The following is a 22,708-nucleotide window of genomic DNA, read 5'->3' as shown; positions in this document are numbered from 1 at the left end:
CACCTACAAATTTAGTTAGTATTTCAGTACTTATAATATTAAATACGAGTTTGTTTAACTGAAAATCATCTTAAGTAATAAAATTTTGGGCGTTGCAGAATAGAAATATGAATTAGAGCGATCGCTAAAGGATGAAATTTTACCTATTTATGTGAGAAAAGTCCAGGCAGCTACTGTATGATTATCCAACGACGACTTAGTATATATTTTTGGCATCTATAAGTTTTCCTTCTTAGCTGTTATGACCCTTTGCCTTGATTCTACCCTTAGCTTGGTTTCTCCCAGCATTAGCGATGTTTGCCAACAAGTCGCCCCTTTAAAACTGGGAATTATGGCTTCTGGGAATGGCAGCAATTTTGATGTAGTTGCTCAAGCTATCCAAGATGGGCAGCTAAATGCTCAAATTCAAGTTTTAATTTACAATAACCCTTCAGCTAAAGCAGCCGTAAAAGCAGCCAATAGAGGTGTAGAAGCTGTTTTATTGAATCACCGCAACGATAAAAGTCGAGAAGAGTTTGATCAGAAAATTGTGCAGACATTGCAGCACTACGATGTAGAGTGGGTGATTTTGGCAGGTTGGATGCGATTGTTAACATCAGTATTCATCGATGCCTTTCCTGACAAAATTATTAATATCCATCCGAGTTTGTTACCTAGTTTCAAGGGAATCCATGCTGTAGAACAAGCCTTGGCATCTGGCGTAAAAATCACTGGTTGTACAGCGCATATAGCTTGTTTAGAAATGGACAGTGGCCCAATATTGATCCAAGCCGCAGTACCAGTGCTGCCGGATGATACAGCAGAAACACTCCACGCCCGGATTCAAATTCAGGAACATCGGATTTTGCCACTAGCGATTGCTCTAGCAGCTGATTCGTCAAAAGTTACACTCAGCCTCACGTAAAAATACATACAGCAGATTTCAAGGAAAGTGAACTACAGAACGATTTGTCCCAAAGCGAAGTATAAAGCCTGTTTTACTTCTGAATTCTGAATTCTGAATTCTGAATTCTGAATTCTGAATTCTGCTAAATTGTTCTACAATTAGCTTGACATAATTAAAGCAATATGTTATTAATTATAGTTTGTGGAAACTTTACTTCTTAAGATAAGCTCTTGGCTAACGTCATTGTCATAGGTGCCCAATGGGGCGATGAAGGAAAAGGTAAAATAACTGACTTACTCAGCCGGTCGGCAGATGTTGTGGTACGTTACCAAGGGGGTGTAAATGCTGGACACACAATTGTAGTCAAAGGTCAGACCTTTAAGCTGCACTTGATTCCCTCTGGTATTTTGTATCCAAATACCGATTGCATTATCGGCTGTGGAACAGTCATCGATCCACAGATTTTGATCGCAGAACTCGACCAACTAAAAGAATTAAATATTTCCACTGACCACCTGCTGATATCTGAGACAGCCCACGTAACGATGCCTTATCATCGGTTGATTGACCAGGCATCTGAAGAACGACGGGGAAGCCATAAGATCGGCACAACAGGTCGGGGCATTGGGCCGACTTATGCTGACAAATCTGAACGTATAGGCATTCGGGTTTTAGACTTGATGGACCCCGATGGGCTACGTGAGCAGTTGGAGTGGACGATTAATTATAAAAACGCCATTTTAGAAAAGCTTTACAACTTGCCGCCTCTAGATCCACAAGAGGTGATTGAACAGTATTTGGGGTATGCAGAACGCTTGCGGCCTTACGTTGTTGATACATCGTACAAAATATCTGATGCGATTGGGCGTCGGCGCAATATTTTGTTTGAAGGCGCACAAGGTACGCTCCTTGACCTAGATCACGGAACTTATCCCTATGTCACCTCCTCTAACCCTGTGGCGGGTGGGGCTTGCGTTGGTACAGGGGTAGGACCGACAATGATTGACCGGGTAATTGGGGTGTCGAAAGCCTATACAACCCGTGTGGGAGAGGGGCCATTTCCCACCGAACTGCATGGAGAGTTGGGAGAATTGTTGTGCGATCGCGGTGCCGAATTTGGCACAACCACCGGACGCAAACGGCGCTGTGGCTGGTTTGATGCCGTCATCGGTCGCTATGCCGTGCGGATTAACGGCATGGATTGTATGGCGCTGACCAAACTGGATGTTCTCGATGAATTAGAGTCAATCCAAGTTTGTGTCGCCTATGACATAGATGGCGATCGCAGCGAACACTTCCCCACAAGTTCCCGTAAATTTGCCAGATGTCGCCCCATCTACAAAACCTTACCAGGATGGCGAGTGTCAACAACTGACTGCCGCACCCTAGAAGACTTGCCACAGCAAGCACTGGACTATCTAAAATTCTTAGCCGAATTAATGGAAGTTCCGATTGCGATCGTTTCATTAGGGGCTAGCCGCGATCAAACCATAATTGTCGAAGACCCCATCCACGGGCCCAAACGCGCTTTATTGCACGCCGACGGTACACCTGCTACCCTACTTAGTGCATAAATTAGTCATTAGTCATTTGTCATTGGTCATTAGCAAATGACAAATGACAAAGGACAAATGACAACTGACAACTGACAAAGGACAAATTTTATGGCTATTACAGTCGAATCTCAAAAACGTCCAGAAGGCAGCAAGCCAAGAGCTTTGCGCCGTTCTGGGCTGATACCTGCCAATTTGTATGGTCATAAAGGTACAGAGTCAATTTCTTTGACCATTGAGGCCAAAACTGTTGAGCGCTTGCTCAAAAGGGTTTCAGTCAACAACACCTTAATTGATTTAAACGTTGCTGATGTACCTTGGCGCGGCAAAGCCCTGCTGCGGGAACTTCAGATCCATCCAGCAAAAGGTACCCCTTACCACCTCAGCTTTTTCGCGGTTGCAGGACACGGTGACACCACTGTAGAAGTTCGCTTCCGTTTTGCGGGAACTGCTGTTGGTGTTAAACAAGATGGTGGTGTGTTAGACACCGTAATCACTGAATTGCAAGTAAGTTGTGCGCCAGAAAACATCCCAGATGTGATTGAAATCGATGTCTCTAACATGCAAATTGGAGACAGCTTGAGTATTGGTGATATAGTTTTTCCTGAAGGTGTAACACCTCTAGCTGAATCGGAGCGACTTGTTGTCAGCGTTTTGCCACCGCAAATCAGCGCTGAAGATATTGAGACAGAAACTGAAGCAGCTTCTTAAGCTAGGTAAACTGTGTAATAATTCTTGATGATGCCAGGAGGGAACTCCTGGTTTTTTTGTATTTGAACCGCAGAGGCCAGAGATGACAGAAGTGACTCTTCCAGCTTTAATTCAGCAAATGTTGCAGCCGGGATTTTATCCCCATACGGTGACAGAACCTATTCAACTAATTCAAACCCACATTTCTTATGTGCTGTTAACTGGGGATTATGCCTATAAGCTGAAAAAACCTGTGGATTTTGGCTTTTTGGACTTTTCTACCTTAGATAAGCGGCAGCATTTTTGTCAAGAAGAGTTACGGTTAAATCAACGGGGTGCTGGTGAACTGTATTTAGAAGTTTTGCCCATAACTCAGGTAGGGGAGCAATATCAGCTAGGGGGAAACGTCGAGGCTGTAGAATACGTGCTGAAGATGCGCCAGTTTCCTCAAGAGTCGCTATTAAGTTCACTTTTTGAACAGGGTAATTTAAATGAGACAGACTTAGAAGAGTTGGGACGGGTAGTGGCTCAATACCATGCCCAAGCACAGACGAATGATTATATTCGCAGTTTTGGTGAAGTGCCAAAAGTTCGGGCTGCAATTGACGAGAATTATCAGCAAACTGATAAGTATATTGGTGGCCCCCAGACTCAGGAACAATTTGTAGAAACAAAGCAATATACAGATAACTTTTTTGCAGATCGTCCAGAAGTATTCGCTAGCAGAATTCACAACGACTATATTCGTGAATGTCACGGGGATTTACACCTGAGAAATATTGCGCTGTGGCACGATAAAATTCTGCTGTTCGATTGCATTGAGTTTAATGAGCCGTTTCGCTTTGTTGATGTGATGTATGATGTGGCGTTCACGGTGATGGATTTAGAAGCGCGGCAGCGCAAAGACTTGGGTAATGCTTTTTTGAATGCATACGTAGAGCAAACTGGAGACTGGGAAGGCTTACAAGTGCTGCCTTTGTATTTAAGTCGTCAGGCTTATGTCCGGGCAAAGGTGACATCTTTTTTGCTAGACGATCCGAATGTACCCGCGACGGTAAAGGCAGAAGCGACAAAAACCGCCTCTGACTATTACAAACAGGCTTGGGACTACACTAAACCAAAGCTGGGAAAACTAATTTTGATGTCGGGGTTGTCGGGTTCTGGTAAAAGTACCACAGCGAAGTATTTAGCCCGTCAACAGGGAGCAATTCACCTTCGTTCGGACGCGGTGCGGAAACATTTAGGGGGAATTTCCCTGTGGGAAAAGGGTGGCGATGATTTGTATACACCGGAGATGACCGAGAAAACTTACACACGGCTGTTGGAATTGGGAATTATCCTGGCTAAACAAGGATTTTCGGTAATTTTGGATGCCAAATATGATCGACAGCAGTTACGGCAAGAAGCGATCGCTCAAGCTACAAAGCACCAACTTTCTATTCAGATTATCCAATGCACAGCACCGCTAGAAGTTCTAAAAGAGCGTTTGAACAATCGTACTGGTGATATTGCTGATGCTACCGCCGATTTATTAGCCTCACAAATCAAACAAGCTGAACCTTTCACTGAAGAAGAACAAGCCTACGTAAAGATTTTGGATACAACTCAACCACAACAGGCACAATTAAAATAATTCGTAATTCGTAATTCGTAATTCGTAATTGAATCGAAAATTACGAATTACGAGTTAGTAATTAGTTAGAAACGTGGATAAAATAAAATGCAAGTCTCTAGCTTCCCTCTCCAATATATCGGAGAGGGATTGAGGGTGAGGTAAGCCAGGGACATAAATTGTATGTTATTTAATTCTTATTCCTTAATAGAATAGCTTTTTTTACTCTATGGCAGACAAAAAGAACGACTTTTTCAGTATTTCTCCCAGCTTCTTTTCTCAACTGTTGTTTGGGGCATTTTTAACATTTATATTAATAATGACCGGCTCTGCACCAGCCCTGAGCATCTTCTTAGGAATCATGGGCGGTTTCATCTTAAGCTGGATCACAAATGTAACCAGTAATAGCGCCCAGGCACCAACTGTCGCCTCCTCTGATGGTGTCGATACAGGACTGAAATACTGGTTATTTTTCATGCTTGGCTTTGTATATTTAGGGTATCCAGCACCGATGAGTATCTTGCTAGGTGGAATAGGCGCTTTCGCTGGAGGCTGGATTACTGCTTGGTGGGGAAGTAAGGAAACAACTAGAACTCAGTTGCAAGTTGAACAGTCAGAAGAGTCAGAAGAGGGCGAAGTTGAACCAACAAACGATAGGATCAACAAACGGCAAACAAGAAGAACCGCCCGCCGTTACCGTCGCACTCCTGGTAGTAGTTTCAATTTCAGGTTTTGGGAAAAGTAATAATTTGGCCAAACAGGGCAATTCAATTTTGGATTTTGGTGAAGCAGCGCGGGAACAGGGGGTTTCCACGCCACTTGACGCCAGTCGCTACAAGTCGGCAGAGCCGCTGTTAGCGCCTGGCTCCTTTATGCAGGCGTTCCCGTCCACCGCAGTGGCTCCCCATGAGTGACTGCACCAAGCCGTCCCTTGCGCGTCTCCCCTTGGGAGAAGGGATTGACGATTTGGGATTAAATTTCAATTCTTTAATCTAAAAGAAAGTAAGTATCGTGAAATTCTTGTGGAGCAAAAGCTCAAGCCAGATTTGAATAAACCTTCAGCATAGCTCGCACTCGTTCCCTGACTGGTGGTAAAAAACTGGTGATTGTGGAAAATTGCCACCTCAAGCAGTGGCGTGATACTGATTTGGCAACTTTACAGCAGCTTGTTCAAGGTTAAGAAAGATAGTGAATTAGGTCAACTGTGTAATACCAGCAATCCTAATCGCATTTACTATTTGCGTCAGGAAGTAGCAAATACAAGCATCACTGGTTTAGCTAAAGCAGTGACTATGATGCTAAATTTGGAGATGTCTATCAACAGAGGTGCTGAGAGTAAAGATTTACTACCAACAATTCTTAGTGTTAGCAGGTTATTTAACTTAACTTAATCAACTTTGAGCGATCGCGTCAAGAAAGCCTGATGACGGTTATTGAGAATATACCAGGCGCTAATTTCTCCACTCACAAACAGAGAAGTTCCCAGGGTGGCCAAAAGAGTTTTTCTTTTTCAAGAGATCCTCCGCTCCTCTGCTGCCTCGATCATTTTCCTTATCTTAGTGCCATTCAGTACTGTAACTTAGAAACCCGATTTTTATACTGCAACAAGCCAACCAACAACTAGAACAGGAATGACAACGGGACTAAAGATTGGCACAAAGCTTTAAACTCAATTGAAAACTGCTCTAAAACTATTCTTACGATCCCCATAAAGTCTTAAAATATTGTTGATTTCTGCCCAACCTCTCGACCTTCAACTTACAAGTATCACCCCAAAATCACTATGGCTATCGGCTACGTCGCGCTTGTACTCCACGCACATCTGCCCTTCGTTCGTCACCCGGAAAGCGACTACGTGCTGGAGGAAGAATGGCTCTATGAAGCCATCACAGAAACCTACATCCCCTTATTGAAAGTATTTGAAGGCTTAAAGCGAGACGGTATCGACTTTAAAATCACGATGAGTATGACACCACCTCTAGTGTCGATGCTTCGCGATCCTCTGCTTCAAGAACGCTATGAAGCACACTTAGCTCAACTAGAAGAACTTATACAACTAGAAGCAGAACATAATGTCAATAACGGGCATCTTCGTTATTTAGCCGAACATTACACTACTGAATTTAGCGAAGCGCGTCAGCTATGGAAACGCTACAACGGTGACTTGGTGACAGCTTTTAAGAAGTTCCAAGACAGTAACAACCTGGAAATCATCACTTGCGGCGCTACTCACGGCTATTTGCCGTTGATGAAAATGTATCCAGAAGCAGTGTGGGCGCAAATCCAGGTAGCCTGCGAACATTACGAGCAAACCTTTGAACAAGCACCCAGAGGCATTTGGTTGCCGGAATGCGCCTACTATGAAGGTTTAGACCGGATGCTAGCGGATGCTGGGTTACGCTACTTCCTCACTGATGGGCATGGCATCCTTTACGCCCGTCCCCGTCCGCGCTTTGGCACTTATGCCCCAATTTATACAGAAAGTGGTGTTGCTGTCTTTGGTCGAGATCATGAATCTTCCCAACAGGTATGGTCTTCTGAGGTGGGCTATCCTGGGGCGGCGGAATATCGAGAATTTTATAAAGATTTGGGCTGGGAAGCAGAATATGAGTACATCAAGCCCTACATTATGCCCAATGGTCAGCGAAAAAATACGGGGATTAAATATCATAAAATTACTGGACGCGGTTTAGGACTTTCAGATAAGGCGCTCTACGATCCCTATTGGGCTAAGGAAAAGGCAGCAGAACACGCTGCTAACTTTATGTATAACCGAGAGCGGCAATCGGAGAATCTCTATGCTCTAATGGGGCGATCGCCAATTATCGTTTCGCCTTATGACGCAGAGTTATTTGGACATTGGTGGTATGAAGGTCCTTGGTTCATCGATTACCTATTCCGCAAGTCGTGGTATGACCAAAGAACATATCAAATGACCCATTTAGCAGACTATTTGCGAGATCAGCCAACTCAGCAAGTCTGTCGGCCTTCGCAGTCAAGTTGGGGTTTCAAGGGTTTCCACGAGTATTGGTTGAACGAAACGAACGCGTGGGTTTATCCGCATTTGCACAAAGCTGCTGAACGGATGATTGAAATATCGCACCTGGAACCAGAGGATGAGTTGGGATGGAGAGCATTGAACCAAGCAGCGCGGGAATTGTTATTGGCACAATCTTCTGACTGGGCATTTATTATGCGGACGGGAACTATGGTACCCTATGCAGTCAGACGGACGCGATCGCATCTGATGCGGTTCAATAAGCTCTACGAAGACGTGAAAATCGGCAAAATTGACAGTGGTTGGCTAGAAAAAGTCGAGTTAATGGATAATATTTTCCCCGAAATCAACTATCGCGTCTACCGTCCGTTGTAGTACTAGGGTGGGCAATGCTCACCTTATATTAGTAGTGAGGAGCGTTTATTTTACCAACAACAGAGCAAGCCTTAGCCTGTGTAAGGGTTTGTCAAATGCTGTCAAATCTGTACAAAGATATCCGCTTATTTCGATTTGACGACAAAACAGGGCAAGTTTACATCCTGGCTGGAGATGAACTCCAAGTCATTGTACTAAGTAATGGGATATGGGATTTTGTCAATGAACCAGAATTATGAGCAAATGAGTTTTTCAGAGTTGAGAGCTTACGTTGTGGAAAACCACGAAGACATTGAAGCTCTACGTTTTTTGATGAGCAAACGCGACCCTAATTCCAAAGGTTATCCTATGCCTGTGACAGAAGCTGATATGCAAGCCCAGATGGAAATTATCAGGCGCAAGATTAATGGAGAGCTTTGAAATTATTGTCTAACTTCAGTAAGCATAATTAGGGTGGGTAAATCATACTCACCCGATTATTTTATTAACACTGCCGGATTTAGCTCAGACAGCAGAAGCCTCACACCGTAATCTTTGATTCGGTGTTGAGATGAATGCGAGGTAAAAACGAAACATTGTCTTTATTGCTTTTCTGCGTAGCAGGAACAAATAAAAACAATAGTTTCGTTTTTACCAAAATATTTATTTTATTTCTTTAACCACTGGCAAACCATCTATCCATTCTTCCAATAACTGCGTGATAGTTTTATCCGCAGTTGCTGCATAAGACTGAAGCTTGTAATATCTCCTGTCTGAAAGCCTAACATTTAACCTTTTTATTTTCATCCTGTCCCCCATTGGCGTTACGTTTATGTTATCATAGTTCGTAAGGAGACAAAACAAATGCGAACTTCATACCAGTACAAAATTAAACCCAATAAAGAACAAGCTGAAAAAATTGATAAAACGCTAGAAATGTTGCGGCATCAATATAATTATTTGCTTGCTCAACGGTTTAATTGGTATGAACAATGCCGTTCTCCTGTTGATAGATGCTCCCTTGTTGTTTGCCATTTACCAGAGTTAAAAGAACAACCCAATTATTACAACCAAAAAGCATCATTAACCCAACTAAAAAAAGACCGTCCTTGGTACAAAGGGATACACTCTCAAGTTCTACAGGAAGTCCCCAAGAAAGTTGAAATAACTTTTGATAGGTGGTTGAAAGGAGATGTTAATGGTAAAAAATCGGGTAGACCTAGATTTAAGGGAGTTAATCAATACAAAACATTTACGTTTCCTCAGTTTAAGCAACATCATTTTAATAACAACAAGATTACGCTATCAAAGATAGGCGATATAAAAGTAATTGTTCATCGTCAAATACCTGACGGTTTTGATATTAAAACTGTGTCTGTCACCAAAAAATCAGACGGGTATTATGTAACTCTAAGTCTTGATGATAAAACAGTTCCAACAATTAAACCTGACTTTAATGATGCAAATATTGTTGGTATTGATGTAGGTTTGATTGATTTCATCGTCACGTCAGAAGATGAAAGAATTGCTGCACCAAAGTTTTTACGCAAAGCTGAACGTAAATTAAAGTCAGCACAACGCCGTGTTTCTCGTCGTAAAAAAGGTTCTAATCGTCGTAAAAAGGCTATTAAAAAGCTGGGTATTCAGCATAAAAAAGTATCTGATACCAGAAAGGATTTTCACTTCAAAACCGCTAACAACTTGCTGAAAAAGTATGATGTTATCGCAGTAGAAAAAGTAAATATTAAAGGACTAGCTAAAACATGGTTGGCTAAAAGTATCAACGATGCCGCATGGGGACAGTTTACAACCATACTTTTAAACAAAGCCGAAAATGCTGGTTTAAAAGTAATAGCTGTTTTTCCATTCGGCACTAGTCAGGAATGTTCTAATTGTGGTCATAAGGTCAAAAAGCCATTATCTCAAAGAACGCACAGTTGCCCTAATTGTAATATCAGTTTGTGCAGGGATCTAAATGCTTCTTTAAACATAAAGGCGCGTGGGACACACGCCCTTAAAGCTCAATTAATGTCTTCATAGAAGAGTCGTTGAGAAGCCCACACTCACCCTGAAAGGGGAGTGTGTGGAGTATGTCACCTAAAGGCTATCTGGATCAATATTTAATTCTCGGAGTTTAGCAGCTAATCTTTGCGCCTTTTCTTCTGCGGCTTGTCGTGCTGCTGCTTCCTCTTCATGAGTTAGGAGTGTTTGACCCGCAGCTGGATTGTAAAAACGCAGTTTTCCTGCTTCCAGGCGCAACTCTAGCCCCAAAACTTCGCTAGGTAAGGATACAGTACCATCTGGCAAGGTATTAGTTGCCACTGGGAAATAATTCCCATCGAGCAAGTGTAAACCCTGGAGTTGGGGATTGAGATAATCGCCTGTGGGGTCATATTGGAAATATTCACGCACTCCCAAAAAGGCGTAAATTCCTTTCTTTGCACCTTGGTCTTTACTGCGGGTGCTTTTTGAGGTAATCTCTAGGACAAAATCTGGGGTTTGATTATTTTCTTCCCAGGTTTTGTAAGAGCGTCTGTCCCGGTTTTCCACTCCAAAGATTACAAATACATCTGGGGCGACAACCGATTCTGGATAATCTTTTTCGTAGTAAATAAATAGATTACCAGCGACGTATACATCTGGGTGATTTTGAAAATAAATCTTTAGCACATTTCTTGCATAAGTCAAGTAACTGCACTGTAAATCACCTTCGGCCATTGGCTTACCGTCCTCATCTGGGTACTCAATCGTGGTAACGGGGATATACTCTATTGAGACTGTCACGGACTAATACCTCAACTCAACTAGGGCTAGATTCAATACTATCGCTCAAAATGCGATCGCCATAACTGGAAGGTTGAGAAATCACCAAAAACTCCAAATCGCGTAGGCGTAGCCAGATGTAGACATTGTTTTTATTAAATCTCAGGTTTGCAATTGTGCTTCTTGAAATGATATTTATCCGCTCACACAGGTTATAATCTTCAACATCTGGTTGCCGCCTTTTTGAAATTCGTAAGGAACAGGCTGAACCTTTACATCAAATCCGTGACTGGAAAACGTTTGGATCACTGGCTCAATATAGGGTGATACTTCACAATCAAGTTTCAACAATGGAAAAATCCTCACTTCTGGAGAGATTCTCAGGAGTTCATGAATAGATGCGATGTGAAAATCGAGTGATAGCTGCTCAGAGTAAAGAAAGAGGAAATGGGAACACACACATAACCCAAATTGATTATTAGCTAGTTCTAGATTTGGTAGAGATAGTGGCAAGTAGCGCCCTGCTGCTCTACCAGCTTCATAGTCCAACAAAAATTTCTCCATCACTCTCAGACGGGCATAACCAAGTTCATCTGCATTACGAAAGTTCTTCCAAATGTAGCGGTTTGAATTTTGTTTAGTCTGGTTTATGACTGGCTCGTAAGTTTCTAGAACTCGTTTTTTGATTTGTTCAGCAGAAAACTGATAGATAGGATCAATAGACACAACTGAATGTCCGAGTTCTGTCATTTCAGCATTGAAGCTGGCAGGTCCATCGCCACACCCAATAATTTTCATGTTCCGGTCTGCATCTGATAAGGCAAACATCAGTTTGTACTCTTCAAGACATCTACCCCAGGGGACAACCTCATTTAATTTCATAGATAATTATAATTCCCGTAAATTGCCAACCTACTAGGGTGTTTAGTTATGGAGTTGAGCTTATTTAAGTCAAGGAAAAGGCTGATCATAATTAATGCTATCATCTTCATCACCTTCATTAACATTATCGGTTTATTTTTGCTTTGAACTGAGCGTAAAACTCTTGGGGAGCCTCATCGAAATACTTAAATAGAGCAGGGCAAAGCCATCCTTCCCGATCTAAATCTCCACTGTAATACCAGTTACCTCCATACTCTTCACGCCGCCAGTCAAACTTGAGTTGATAGCCCGGAAAAGGAGATGCAGAAAATATCAAACTGAACCCTGACTCTGCATCTGGAATGTGTGACACCATTCTTTCAATAATTTCGTCCGCCCCTGCCACGAAAGGCTCTCGAACTAAACCTACATTGTCATCGTCAAACACCCACATCTCACCGAATTTATAGGGATGAATAACCATGATTGAGTTCATAAAGTTTACTAGCAGTTAATACCGTTTCACTTTAATAATGATACAAATATGTTGGTAGGGGTACAGCAATGTTCCCTATGATAAATCTATATAGCAATCCTAAATCATTCGTGAAAAGTTAGATCCCAAATTTCTCAAAGAAGTCGGGGATCTAACTTTTCACGAAGTTAAATCCCAAATTTCTAGGTTTCGTGTAACTAACATTAAAAAAGACAGGCAAGATGCCTGTCCTACAAGTAATGATTTAGCAGAGAATTTAGAAATTCATCTCAGCAGCTTGAACTTTTTCAACCTGCTTCTTCTTCAGCACTAGCATAACTTGAGCTAACATTACAAGAGCGATGAACGCAATCAACCATTTGACTCTAGAAGCATCTTGCAGTACGATTTCTGCATCTTTTTGACCGAATCCACCGACGACGTTCGGGTTGTTGGTCAAAGCATCACCAGTCTTAACTGTTTGCCCTTCGGAAACAATTAGTTCTGGGCCTAAAGGAATCGGATCAACGACAACATCACCAGATTCGGGTTGAATGTTGACTAGATATTTAACGTTACCGTCTGCATCTTCCTCTTTGGCAATCTTGGTAATTGTGCCAGTAGCGGAAGCGTTGTAAACAGTGTTGTTGCTCTTTTCGCCAGTGGGATAAACTTGTCCGCGTCCCCGATTACCACCTACGTGAACTGAATATTTACCGAAGTGGATATTCTTGTCGGTTGCGGGGTTGGGAGAAAGAACTGGGAAGATGATTTCCTGATACTGTTCACCGGGTAAAGGCCCGACGATGACGATGTTTTCTTTGTCTTCGCTGTAGGGTTGGAAGGAAGTGTCGCCAACTTCTTTTTTAAGTTCCTCGGAAAGACGGTCTTCAGGAGCAATCTTAAAGCCTTCTGGTAGCATCAGGACTGCACCGACGTTTAAGCCAACTTTAGAACCGTCAGCACCAACTTGCTGGGCGCCCAGATCGTAAGGGATTTTCACCACAGCTTTGAATACAGTGTCAGGTAGCACCGATTGGGGAACTTCCACTTCTGTAACCTTGGCTGCTAGGTGACAGTTGGCACAAACAATCCGCCCGGTTGGTTCGCGGGGGCTTTCGGGATAGGTTTGCTGTGCCCAAAAGGGATAAGCAGCAGCAGATTGGGGAAGAGCTAGATCGCTGGTGAAGTAAAATGTCACAGTAGCGATCGCTATGAGCAATATTTTGACGATCGCTCTAGCACTGCGAGTTAACCTCGCTGTTAAGAAAACATTTCTCATCTCTAATAAGGACAACGATTGAATTAGTCATTAGTCATTGGTCATTGGGCATTAGTCATTAGTCATTAAGCCCTGAACAAAGGACAAATGACTAAGGACTAATGACAAAATTATTAAGACCACCAAGGTGCATCACCGGTGCGGAAGTCGGTTTCAGTCCAACGGGTCAAAACGATTTTGTCGTCGTTTACTTTGGTATGGGCTAAAGCCAGAGACAGAGGTGCTGGTCCCCGAACAACCTTACCAGTTTCGTCATACTGGGAACCGTGACAAGGACACTTAAATTTGTTCTCAGCAATGTTCCAGGGGACGACACAACCTAAGTGGGTGCAGATGGCGTTAATGCCATAATCTTTGATCGCTTCTTTGCTCTCTACCACAATATAGGTAGGATCTCCCTTTAGTCCTTGGACTAGGTTGCGATCGCCTTCATTCCGGTTTTCGAGAAATTTACTGACGCTAACATCGTTACCTAGCTCGTCTTTTGCCGTTGCACCGCCACCGGCGCCAGCAGTTACGGGTGGAATAAAGTACTTGACAACGGGATACAATGCACCCAGAGCCACTCCAGTCACAGTCCCAAAAGTGAGCAGATTCATGAACTGACGACGCCCCATATCAGGCACGTCTGCTGATTCAGAAAATTGAGCCATAATCTACGCGCTCTTTGTGTATTTTGTTAAGCATTTTGACAAAAGTACTAGTACTTGAGCAACTCTTGTCTAAGTCGAAATGCTAGCGCTCACAACGATGCCAGACTTCTCTGTTCCAAGATATATTTAGCATCTTTTCTGTTAGCATTACATTTCTTTATATCCTTATCATACTGGAGTCACGGAACTTAACATCATAACTAAATGTAAAATCTGATTGAGAAAAGCTATGACAGGACAGGAATTACGCCAGATATTGCTTGATAAGTGGGGATATTCTTACGATGTCCAGTTGCGGCGGACACAAGGAAAGATATTTTTGCAAGTAATGTGGAAATATCTGGAGCAAGCTTCTTTTCCCTTGAGCGAGGCAGAGTACCAAGAGCATCTTGATAGCATTGCCAATTATCTTCATGGCTTGGGTGGGTCAACACAAGTACAAACTTTTATTGCCCAAACACGCGATCGCCCCCGCCTCGGCAAAGCTGTCAGCATTCCTCTAGATTTGGGCGATCGCGCTTCCGAATGGATATTATAAAACTGATTCAAGACAATTTTCGTTGTCTGAATTTTCAACTTAAGAATAAGAATTAAATAACACATAATTTATGTCCGGGCCTTACCTCACCCTCAATCCCTCTCCTTATAAAGGAGAGGGAAGCTTGATACAGAATGAAGTTTTGCATTTTATCGAACAGAATTCAGGAGTCAGGAGTCAGAATTCAGTTGGGTATTCTGTGCGATGGTTACGTAGCTCTGTCGAAGTACTGGCGGATGAATAATCGGCGTTTTTGCACCCCCATCAAATTTTCTTGTTTTGTGGTGCAACAATTCAGTCGCTGGTCCCAATCCCCGACTGATGGTTACGTAGCTCTGCCGAAATATTGATTCTGAATTCTGAATTCTGAATTCTGGATTCTGGATTCTGGATTCTTCTTCAACGATGAAGTTCAAAAAGTAAAACTACCCTCCCACAGAGGTTTTAGCGGATCGCGTTCGTGCAACGACTCCGCAGGGGTATCACTCTGAAAGAAAAAAAACTTTTCGATTTTTAGATTCACAACTTTTGATTTCCAAAACTGCTTACCTCAGTTATGCAATCACCAAATCCGATCTCGCCCTCCTCGATCACGTCTATATTGACGGCTTTAAAAGTGTGCAGTGATGAATCAGTGTATGCTCCCGGTTATATTCAGCCATATGGAATGTTGCTGATGCTGCAAGAGCCACAGCTCACAATCTTGCAGATTAGTGAAAATGTGGAACAGTTTTTTGGGATTTCAGCAGAAGCATTGCTGGGTCAACCTTTACACAGGTTGTTTTCCCGCGCTCAAGTGCGGCGACTTGCTGGCTATCTGGCTGAAGATAACTTGGAGCTTTATAATCCGTTTGAGCTAAAAACGCGGCGGGTTGCCGAGACTGATGGGCAACAGAAAAATCAGGCATTTACAGGTGTGATGTACCGGATATTAGATGGGGTGATCGTGGAACTAGAACCTGTGCGATCGCTCAAAAGCATCGATTCAATCCAATCATATCACCGCCTGCAAGCCGTGATCGCCAATTTCCGTAATGCCACTAGCCTGAAGAATTTGGCTCAAACCCTTGCCAGAGAAGTCAAAGCAATGACTGGGTTTGATCGGGTTATGATCTACCGCTTTCTGGCAGACGACAGTGGCGTGGTGATTGCGGAGGAGAAACAGAAGCATTTAGAAAGCTACCTGGGACTGCACTATTTGGCCATAGACATTGCGGAGGCAGCCCGCAAGTTGTTTTACCGCAACTGGATGCGATTCATTCCCGATATCAATTACACCCCTGTCTGCCTGATTCCCACCAATTATCCTCCGACGGATACACCCCTTGATCTGAGTAATTCTGTGTTACGAGGCGTGTATCCGTGTCATATTGAATACTTGCAGAATATGGGCGTTACTGGGTCGATGACGATTTCGTTGATCAACGACAAAGGACTTTGGGGATTAATTGCCTGTCACCACTACAGCCCGAAACTATTGGATTATGAAACTCGCAAAGCCTGTGAATTTTTAGGGCAGTTTGCCTCCATCGAAGTGGTGCATCAGCAAGACCGAGAATCGGATGTTTACCGAAGGCAGGTGAAAGCGATTCAGGATCAACTGCAACAGACGTTATTGCAGGAGTCCAATTTTATTGAGCAAGTGTTGATCCGAAATACTTCTCACTTGCTTTCTCTAGTTCATGCTCAAGGAGCCGCGATTTTGCTTGATGGTCATCTGACATTACTTGGTCAAACGCCATCGGCTACCCAGGTGCAGGATCTGGTGATGTGGTTGGTGCAACATAAGGGGGAACGAGTGTTTGCTACCGATTCCGTCTCACGTTTATATCCAGAAGCGGAGGCATTCAAAGATCAAGCTAGCGGCATTCTGGCAATTTCAATTTTATTCAACCATGCCAAACGAAAGTCTTACCACATTATCTGGTTTCGACCGGAGCAAATCCAGACGGTGAATTGGGCAGGCAAACCCCAGGATACGGTAACAATCAACGAAATTGGAGAGATGCAATTGTCTCCCCGGAAGTCCTTTGCAATGTGGAAGGAAACGGTGCGAGAAACTTCCTTGCCTTGGGAGGTTGCGGAAGTGGAAGCCGCTACTGAGATGCGAAATACGCTGATGTTGGCAGTGCTGGAGTTTTCCCAGATTGCCCTAGAACAAGCCGCAGAACAAGCCGCGATCGCTAACCGCGCCAAAAGCCAGTTCCTTGCTAAAATGAGCCACGAACTGCGGACTCCCCTGAATGCCATTTTGGGATTTACTCAGTTGATGAACCGTAGCGAGAAGATTCCATCTGAGTTTCAAGAGGATTTAGGCATCATCAGCCGCAGTGGAGAATACTTGCTAACTCTGATCAACGATGTGTTGGAAATGTCCAAAATTGAAGCGGGTCAGTTACACCTAACAGAAAACTCTTTCGATTTGCATCACCTAATCCACTCGATCACAGATATGGTTGCCCTGCAAGCTTTAGAGAAAAAAATTGATCTCAGAACAGAACTGCATTCCAGCGTTCCTCGCTATGTATATGGTGACGAATCAAAACTGCGCCAAATTATCCTCAACCTCTTAAGCAATGCGATTAAATTTACGACAACAGGCAGTGTCACCCTGCGATTACAAGCTTTGAACGGGAGAGTTGATTCAATTTCTACCGATGATTCCAAACCAATCATCACCCTTCATCTGGAAGTTGAAGATACTGGATGTGGTATCGCTCAGTCGGATATTGAGGCTGTGTTTCAAGCCTTCACGCAAACAGAATCAGGCCGCCAGGCTAAAGGTACAGGCTTAGGCTTATCGATTAGCCGTCAGTTTGCCCGTTTAATGGGTGGTGATATTACAGCGCGAAGCATTCTGAATCAGCAGTCAACCTTCATTTGTGAGGTTTTACTGAGTCTAGTAAGCTCAATGGATATCACCACGTCGGAAACGACTCGCGCTGTTATCGGTCTGGAACCGGGACAGCCCACTTATCGCATTCTGGTGGCGGAAGACGTTAGAGAAAATCGTCTGTTGCTCGTCAGGCTATTAGAATTAGTTGGGTTCGAGGTTCGTGCAGTCGAGAATGGAAAGGAAGCGATCGCTCTCTGGTCAGAATGGCATCCCCACCTGATTTTAATGGACATTCAAATGCCGGTGATTGATGGCTATGAAAGTACCCGACAAATTCGAGGGATGGAGGGAGGTAAAGAGGTGGTGATTATTGCGGTGACAGCCTATGCCTTTGAGGAAGACTACACCACCAGCATTCAAGCAGGCTGCAACGACCACATCACCAAACCATTTCTAGAACCTGTCCTATTTGATCGGATTGCCCACTATTTGGGAGTCCGCTACCGCTACCGCGAAGAAGCTTTACCGGGGTTAGACCAGCAAACCTTACTTCATAAATCCCTAACCGCCAAAGATTTACAGGTAATGTCGCCAGAGTGGATTATTCAGGTACATCATGCAGCCCTGGATCTCAACGATGGCGAACTCTATAATCTCATTGCTCAAATCCCCAACCAGCAGCAAATTCTTGCTAATGCTCTGAAATCTCTAGTGGATAATTTCCAGATGGAGGCGATCGCAACTCTTACCCAAACTTAGAGGATGTTTGAAAAGTCGCAAAGTATACTAGAAACCGATGTACACACAAGCGATCCAATTACCCGAAATGCTTGGAAAACCTCACCCTGTCCTGGTAAACATCCCTCTCCTTACTAAGGAGAGGGACAGGTTTTGCGTAGCATAACCAGGGTGAGGTTTTTTGCGCTACTCCGATAAACCGACAATTGCGTTGAGAAAAACTTGTGTATACACGATCGCTTAGAGGTTGTTTGAAAAGTGTTTCGCCGTGACTTTAGGTACTTTTAGATCCCCCCTAACCCCCCTTAAAAGGGGGGAACCGGAATCAAAGTCCCCCTTTTTAAGGGGAGCCACTGCGTTGGGCGGCTCTGCCGACTTGAAGCACGTGGCGTGGATTTAGGGGGATCTAAAACTATTTTATACCGACAAGGGGACTTTTCAAACATCCTCTTAGGGAAGCGGGAAAGGAATGGAAAAGAAGAGAATTAATTTAGAATCATCCCAATCCCTCAATTTCAGGATAGTCAAACTATGAATTCTCCATTTCCCGGAATGAATCCTTATTTAGAAAATCCTGTGTTTTGGTCAGAAGTACATCATCGATTGATTACAGCGATCGCAGATACTATTGAGGAAAATATTCCTCCACACTATCGAGTTGCAATTGAACAACGTACTTATTTAAGCGATCGCTCAGATTCTGTATTAGTTGGTATACCTGATGTTTCTGTTTTTTCTCAACAAACATCACCGCCGCAATATTCATCAACTGCTACCCAAACAGCGACATCAGAAGGCATCACGGTGATCATCCCATTACCTGAACATATTACAGAAAATTACTTAGAAATTCGAGAAGTTTATACAGGTTTTGTGGTGACATCTATCGAAGTTTTATCTCCGAAAAATAAACGCCCAGGCGAAGGTAGAAAAGCATATCAACTGAAACGCAAACAAGTTTTAGCTAGTCTTTCTCACTTAATCGAAATTGATTTACTCAGAAGTGGAAAACCGATGTCAATTTTAGGGGAAGTTCCTGTAACAGATTATCAAATTATTGTTAGCAGAAGTGAAACACGTCCTCAAGCTAAATTATACGGATTTAGCATTAGAGAAACGATTCCCATATTTCCATTACCGTTACAGTCAGAAGATACAGAACCGATTGTAGATTTGCAAACCTTATTGCATGGTATATATAATCGTGCTAGATATTACTTAGCGATTGATTATAATCAAGAATCAGTACCACCCTTAAAACGAGAAGATGCTGTATGGTGTGATACCCTTTTGCGCGAACAAAGGTTAAGGAGTTAACAATTGAAAATTCAAAATTCAAAATTCAAAATTGAAGAGAGCAAAAAAAATTGCTTTGTTGGGGAGCCACTGCGTTGCGCGGGTTTCCCGCGTTGTAGCAAGTGGCGTTGGAGGCTTTGCGTAACCCAACATGCTGATAATCAGTTGGGTTGCGCTCCGCTCCACCCAACCTACGTCTACGTCTAATGCAATTTAAGAAGTTCCCCCCCTATGGCTAATTTACTTAAATCCCCTTCCCAAACCAATATCCTAATCGTGGACGATACCCCCGACAATCTACGACTGTTAACCAAAATATTAGAGTCGCAGGGTTATATTATCCGTAAATCCCTCAATGGGAAAATGGCATTACAAGCTGCTTCTCGACATCCGCCCGATCTGATTCTGCTTGACATCAATATGCCGGAAATGAATGGCTATGAGGTTTGTAAAAAGTTAAAAGCATCAGAAGTAACAGATAAAATTCCAATTATTTTTATTAGTGCCCTTGACCAAATCGATAATAAAGTGCAGGCATTTGAACTAGGTGGACAAGACTATATAACCAAGCCCTTTCAAGAACTTGAAGTGCTAATCCGGGTCAGAAACCAGCTACTCATCAAACAGCAATACCAACAACTTCTTGAACAAAATCAACGCCTAGAGTATGAAATTCAGGAACGCCTGAAGGCTGAAGCAGACGTAAGGGAGCTATCTGTAACTGATGAGTTGACAGGACTATATAATCGACGTGGTTTCTTTTGGCTGGCAAATCAGCAATTCAAAATTGTCCAACGCATACAAATGTTCTGTTGTCTTTTGTTTGTTGATATAGATGGTTTAAAGCAAATTAATGACTCTCAAGGGCATGAAGTAGGAGACAGAATGATCTTTGACACAGCCAAAATATTAAAGCAAACCTTCCGTGATTCGGATATTATTGCCCGTATAGGAGGAGACGAGTTTGTAGTATTAGTTGCTGCCGAGTCCAGGAATATAGACGAATTTTATCCTCGATTGCAACTAAATATTGATCGCTTTAATCAAGAGCATAATCACTCCTATCAACTATCCATAAGTGTTGGTGTCACGCAATGCGCCTTAAATGACAATATTTCACTACAACAATTGATAGAACAGGCTGACAAGCTAATGTATGATGATAAACGCGCTAAACGCTTCGTAGATAAAACAAAGTAAGCAACTTCAGAAGGCAGAAGGCAGGAGGCAGAAGGCAGAAGGAACCCAAGAAAGTTAATTGGGTGAGATTGAAAACTTGGACATTTTATACCTCGCTGCAAGCAGTCTCGGTATAATTATTTATTTTTACTGAGCTTTAAACTCTGAAACTTTAGTTCTCATTATACTTTCTTGCCTTCTGCCTTCTGCCCTCTGCCCTCTGCCTTTCTTTGTAATTGACTGACATCAGTTGAAGAAGAATTCTCCAAGTCAAACAATTTTGGATTTTGGTGAAGCAGCGCGGTCTTGGGGAGCCAGTGCGTTGGGCGGGCAATGCCCGACTTGAAGCATCTGGCGTGGTTTCCCCCATGAGTGACTGCACCAAGCCGTTCGCGTAGCGTCTCCCCTTGGGAGAAGGGATTGCCGATTTTGGATTGAAAGAGACCACAAGGGTACGAGGCATTATGATTTTAAATTTTGGATTTTGGATTTGTTCCGCCCACGAGGGACGGGGCATGAACCGAAATAATTTTTAATTCTTCAATTCTTTAATCTAAAATCTAAAATCTAAAATTGGCACGGTCAATCTCTATGTTATTTACCTGTAAGCTTCACCAGTCCAACACCACCGAAATAAAGCCCTAAAACTGCTCCAGCTAAGAGACTTTGAGTTAAAGGATCAGTAGAAGGTGTCAGAACGGCTCCTAAAACCACTGCTCCCATAATCACGTAACGCCAACCAGAAACCATCTGTTCTGACGAGACAATGCTCAAATTACCCAGCAACAGTTGAATGATCGGAATTTGAAATGCTAAACCAGTGCTGAATAATAGTAGCAGCACAAATTCAAAATATTTATCAATTGACCAAAGTTGTTCGACTACATCTGCTCCGTAGCTGATGAAAAATTTCAACGCTGCGGGGATAAGGAGTAAATAGGCAAATACTAACCCTGCTGCAAATAACACACTCGAACCCAAAACCACAGGGGCTAGTAAACGGCGTTCGCGGCGAGTCAGTCCTGGAACCACAAACTGGATAATCTGGTAAAGAATAAAAGGACTAGAAAGGATGAACCCAGTGTAGGCTGCTACTTTGAGGGAGACAAAGAAATATTCTCCGGGTGCAAGTTGGAGAAATTTTACTCCTTGCGCTGGAACCTCAAGTAACTGGACAATGGGCTTAACGGCAAAGAAACAGCCAATAATGCCCACCACTACGGCAATTAACGAATAGAAAATCCGTTGTCGCAACTCTTCTAGGTGGTCGAAAAGGGACATTTCGATTTCACCTGGTAACTCATCAAGAGGATCGGTGTCTGAGTTACCATATTCCTCTGGGTCGATGTTGGGAACGTTTACAGTATCTACGTCTTGTGAAGGCGTCACGTTGCTTCGCTCCGAATTCAAAATTCAAAATTCATGCATTACAATCCCTTAAATTTATGATACTGTTGGTCAATTTACGAGGGGTTAAACTCTCTATTCCTAAAACTTTGGTTTTGCGTTGCTTTCGGTCCCGGCAATAAATTGCGGGCTAATAGCTAAAGTGCGTTTCAACGCACTAAAATTAAAGAAATTAAGATGGATTGGGGCTGATGGGTTAGACTTCCTATCAATTTGTCAACAGTATCATTTATTTATGGGCTTGTATCATGAGTCTTTGTCGGTCATCGATCATTTCGGTGACTCAGCACTCTTTATTATTTTATCTGGGGAATGCAGCTACTAAGATATGTTTTTGGGTGCTGTGGGTTTTTTGTCCTGTTTTTTTGGGGTTACATCTGCATAAGTTAATAGGAAGCGATCTTGTAAGCAATGCCTAACCTAAAAAAGGGTGGAACCGTTGAAGAAGAATTCAGGAGTGAGTAAATAGACCACGCGGTAGGGGCACAGCATTGCTCATGCGTGTCAACTTAACGTGAAACCCTTGTCAAAACGTGATATTCAATTCTTTGACTTCTCATCACGATCCGCGTTACCCCACCCTAACC

21 protein-coding genes are annotated in these 22,708 nt (G+C 43.0%); 15 read left to right on the top strand and 6 right to left on the bottom strand.

The genetic code is table 11. The annotated features are described in order from the left end of the window. The first annotated feature begins 241 nt into the window (after positions 1–241). The 10 genes from purN to V7K27_RS19860 all read left to right on the top strand — a co-directional run bounded on the left by purN (position 242) and on the right by V7K27_RS19860 (position 10,133). A complete protein-coding gene (gene purN, locus V7K27_RS19905) occupies positions 242–904 on the top strand; it encodes a phosphoribosylglycinamide formyltransferase (protein WP_334949816.1) in 663 nt (220 codons plus the stop codon). A gap of 212 nt (positions 905–1,116) precedes the next feature. Beyond that, entirely contained in the window at positions 1,117–2,460 is a 1,344-nt protein-coding gene (locus tag V7K27_RS19900) for an adenylosuccinate synthase (RefSeq protein WP_334949815.1), read from the top strand. Positions 2,461–2,550: 90 nt separating this feature from the next. After that, positions 2,551–3,150 (top strand): 50S ribosomal protein L25/general stress protein Ctc, encoded by a 600-nt coding sequence (locus tag V7K27_RS19895; RefSeq protein WP_334949814.1) that lies wholly within the window; start codon positions 2,551–2,553, stop codon positions 3,148–3,150. An 82-nt stretch (positions 3,151–3,232) separates the two neighbouring features. Next, positions 3,233–4,762, top strand: coding sequence for a bifunctional aminoglycoside phosphotransferase/ATP-binding protein (locus tag V7K27_RS19890; protein ID WP_334949813.1), 1,530 nt, complete (start codon positions 3,233–3,235; stop codon positions 4,760–4,762). Between the two features lie 208 nt (positions 4,763–4,970). Beyond that, positions 4,971–5,486, top strand: a complete 516-nt coding sequence (locus V7K27_RS19885; RefSeq protein WP_334949812.1) for a hypothetical protein — start codon at positions 4,971–4,973, stop codon at positions 5,484–5,486. A 391-nt stretch (positions 5,487–5,877) separates the two neighbouring features. Then, on the top strand, positions 5,878–6,132 hold the full coding sequence (locus V7K27_RS19880) for a hypothetical protein (RefSeq protein WP_334949811.1): 255 nt from the start codon (positions 5,878–5,880) through the stop codon (positions 6,130–6,132). Positions 6,133–6,524: 392 nt separating this feature from the next. Beyond that, positions 6,525–8,114 (top strand): glycoside hydrolase family 57 protein, encoded by a 1,590-nt coding sequence (locus V7K27_RS19875; RefSeq protein WP_334949810.1) that lies wholly within the window; start codon positions 6,525–6,527, stop codon positions 8,112–8,114. A 47-nt stretch (positions 8,115–8,161) separates the two neighbouring features. Further along, a complete protein-coding gene (locus tag V7K27_RS19870; protein WP_397321426.1) occupies positions 8,162–8,353 on the top strand; it encodes a DUF6888 family protein in 192 nt (63 codons plus the stop codon). Continuing rightward, positions 8,337–8,534, top strand: a complete 198-nt coding sequence (locus V7K27_RS19865) for a DUF6887 family protein (RefSeq protein ID WP_334949809.1) — start codon at positions 8,337–8,339, stop codon at positions 8,532–8,534. Before V7K27_RS19870 ends, V7K27_RS19865 begins: the two co-directional genes overlap by 17 nt. 423 nt (positions 8,535–8,957) lie before the next feature. Further along, positions 8,958–10,133 carry an RNA-guided endonuclease InsQ/TnpB family protein gene (locus V7K27_RS19860; protein ID WP_334949808.1) on the top strand — a complete coding sequence of 392 codons (1,176 nt, stop codon included), beginning with the start codon at positions 8,958–8,960 and terminating at the stop codon, positions 10,131–10,133. A 57-nt stretch (positions 10,134–10,190) separates the two neighbouring features. Here V7K27_RS19860 and V7K27_RS19855 read toward each other — a convergent pair whose 3' ends face one another. From V7K27_RS19855 to petC, 5 genes are all read right to left on the bottom strand, one after another. Then, positions 10,191–10,877 carry a Uma2 family endonuclease gene (locus tag V7K27_RS19855; RefSeq protein ID WP_334949807.1) on the bottom strand — a complete coding sequence of 229 codons (687 nt, stop codon included), beginning with the start codon at positions 10,875–10,877 and terminating at the stop codon, positions 10,191–10,193. Between the two features lie 174 nt (positions 10,878–11,051). After that, entirely contained in the window at positions 11,052–11,738 is a 687-nt protein-coding gene (locus V7K27_RS19850) for an SAM-dependent methyltransferase (protein WP_334949806.1), read from the bottom strand. Positions 11,739–11,862: 124 nt separating this feature from the next. Continuing rightward, the gene (locus tag V7K27_RS19845; protein WP_334949805.1) at positions 11,863–12,213 is read right to left on the bottom strand and encodes a DUF6717 family protein; all 351 of its coding nucleotides are present in this window, start codon (positions 12,211–12,213) and stop codon (positions 11,863–11,865) included. 256 nt (positions 12,214–12,469) lie between these two features. Continuing rightward, on the bottom strand, positions 12,470–13,474 hold the full coding sequence (gene petA / locus V7K27_RS19840; RefSeq protein ID WP_334949804.1) for a cytochrome f: 1,005 nt from the start codon (positions 13,472–13,474) through the stop codon (positions 12,470–12,472). Positions 13,475–13,587: 113 nt separating this feature from the next. Beyond that, positions 13,588–14,127, bottom strand: a complete 540-nt coding sequence (petC, locus tag V7K27_RS19835; protein ID WP_334949803.1) for a cytochrome b6-f complex iron-sulfur subunit — start codon at positions 14,125–14,127, stop codon at positions 13,588–13,590. A 229-nt stretch (positions 14,128–14,356) separates the two neighbouring features. Here petC and V7K27_RS19830 point away from each other — a divergent pair, with 229 nt between their 5' ends. The 5 genes from V7K27_RS19830 (at position 14,357) to V7K27_RS19810 (ending at position 20,735) form a co-directional block, all read left to right on the top strand. Next, the gene (locus V7K27_RS19830) at positions 14,357–14,665 is read left to right on the top strand and encodes a DUF3067 family protein (protein ID WP_334949802.1); all 309 of its coding nucleotides are present in this window, start codon (positions 14,357–14,359) and stop codon (positions 14,663–14,665) included. Between the two features lie 70 nt (positions 14,666–14,735). Beyond that, a complete protein-coding gene (locus tag V7K27_RS19825) occupies positions 14,736–14,909 on the top strand; it encodes a hypothetical protein (protein WP_334949801.1) in 174 nt (57 codons plus the stop codon). A gap of 372 nt (positions 14,910–15,281) precedes the next feature. Continuing rightward, positions 15,282–18,260: an ATP-binding protein gene (locus V7K27_RS19820; protein ID WP_334949800.1), complete on the top strand. Its 2,979-nt coding sequence runs from the start codon at positions 15,282–15,284 to the stop codon at positions 18,258–18,260. Positions 18,261–18,770: 510 nt separating this feature from the next. After that, the gene (locus V7K27_RS19815) at positions 18,771–19,556 is read left to right on the top strand and encodes a DUF4058 family protein (protein WP_334949799.1); all 786 of its coding nucleotides are present in this window, start codon (positions 18,771–18,773) and stop codon (positions 19,554–19,556) included. A gap of 210 nt (positions 19,557–19,766) precedes the next feature. Continuing rightward, positions 19,767–20,735: a GGDEF domain-containing response regulator gene (locus V7K27_RS19810; RefSeq protein ID WP_334949798.1), complete on the top strand. Its 969-nt coding sequence runs from the start codon at positions 19,767–19,769 to the stop codon at positions 20,733–20,735. 573 nt (positions 20,736–21,308) lie between these two features. Here V7K27_RS19810 and tatC read toward each other — a convergent pair. After that, on the bottom strand, positions 21,309–22,103 hold the full coding sequence (gene tatC / locus V7K27_RS19805) for a twin-arginine translocase subunit TatC (RefSeq protein ID WP_334949797.1): 795 nt from the start codon (positions 22,101–22,103) through the stop codon (positions 21,309–21,311). Between the last annotated feature and the right edge of the window lie 605 nt (positions 22,104–22,708).

The organism is Nostoc sp., assembly GCF_036919575.1.
Lineage (GTDB): Bacteria > Cyanobacteriota > Cyanobacteriia > Cyanobacteriales > Nostocaceae > Nostoc.
This window is presented reverse-complemented; position numbering and strand designations above follow the sequence as displayed.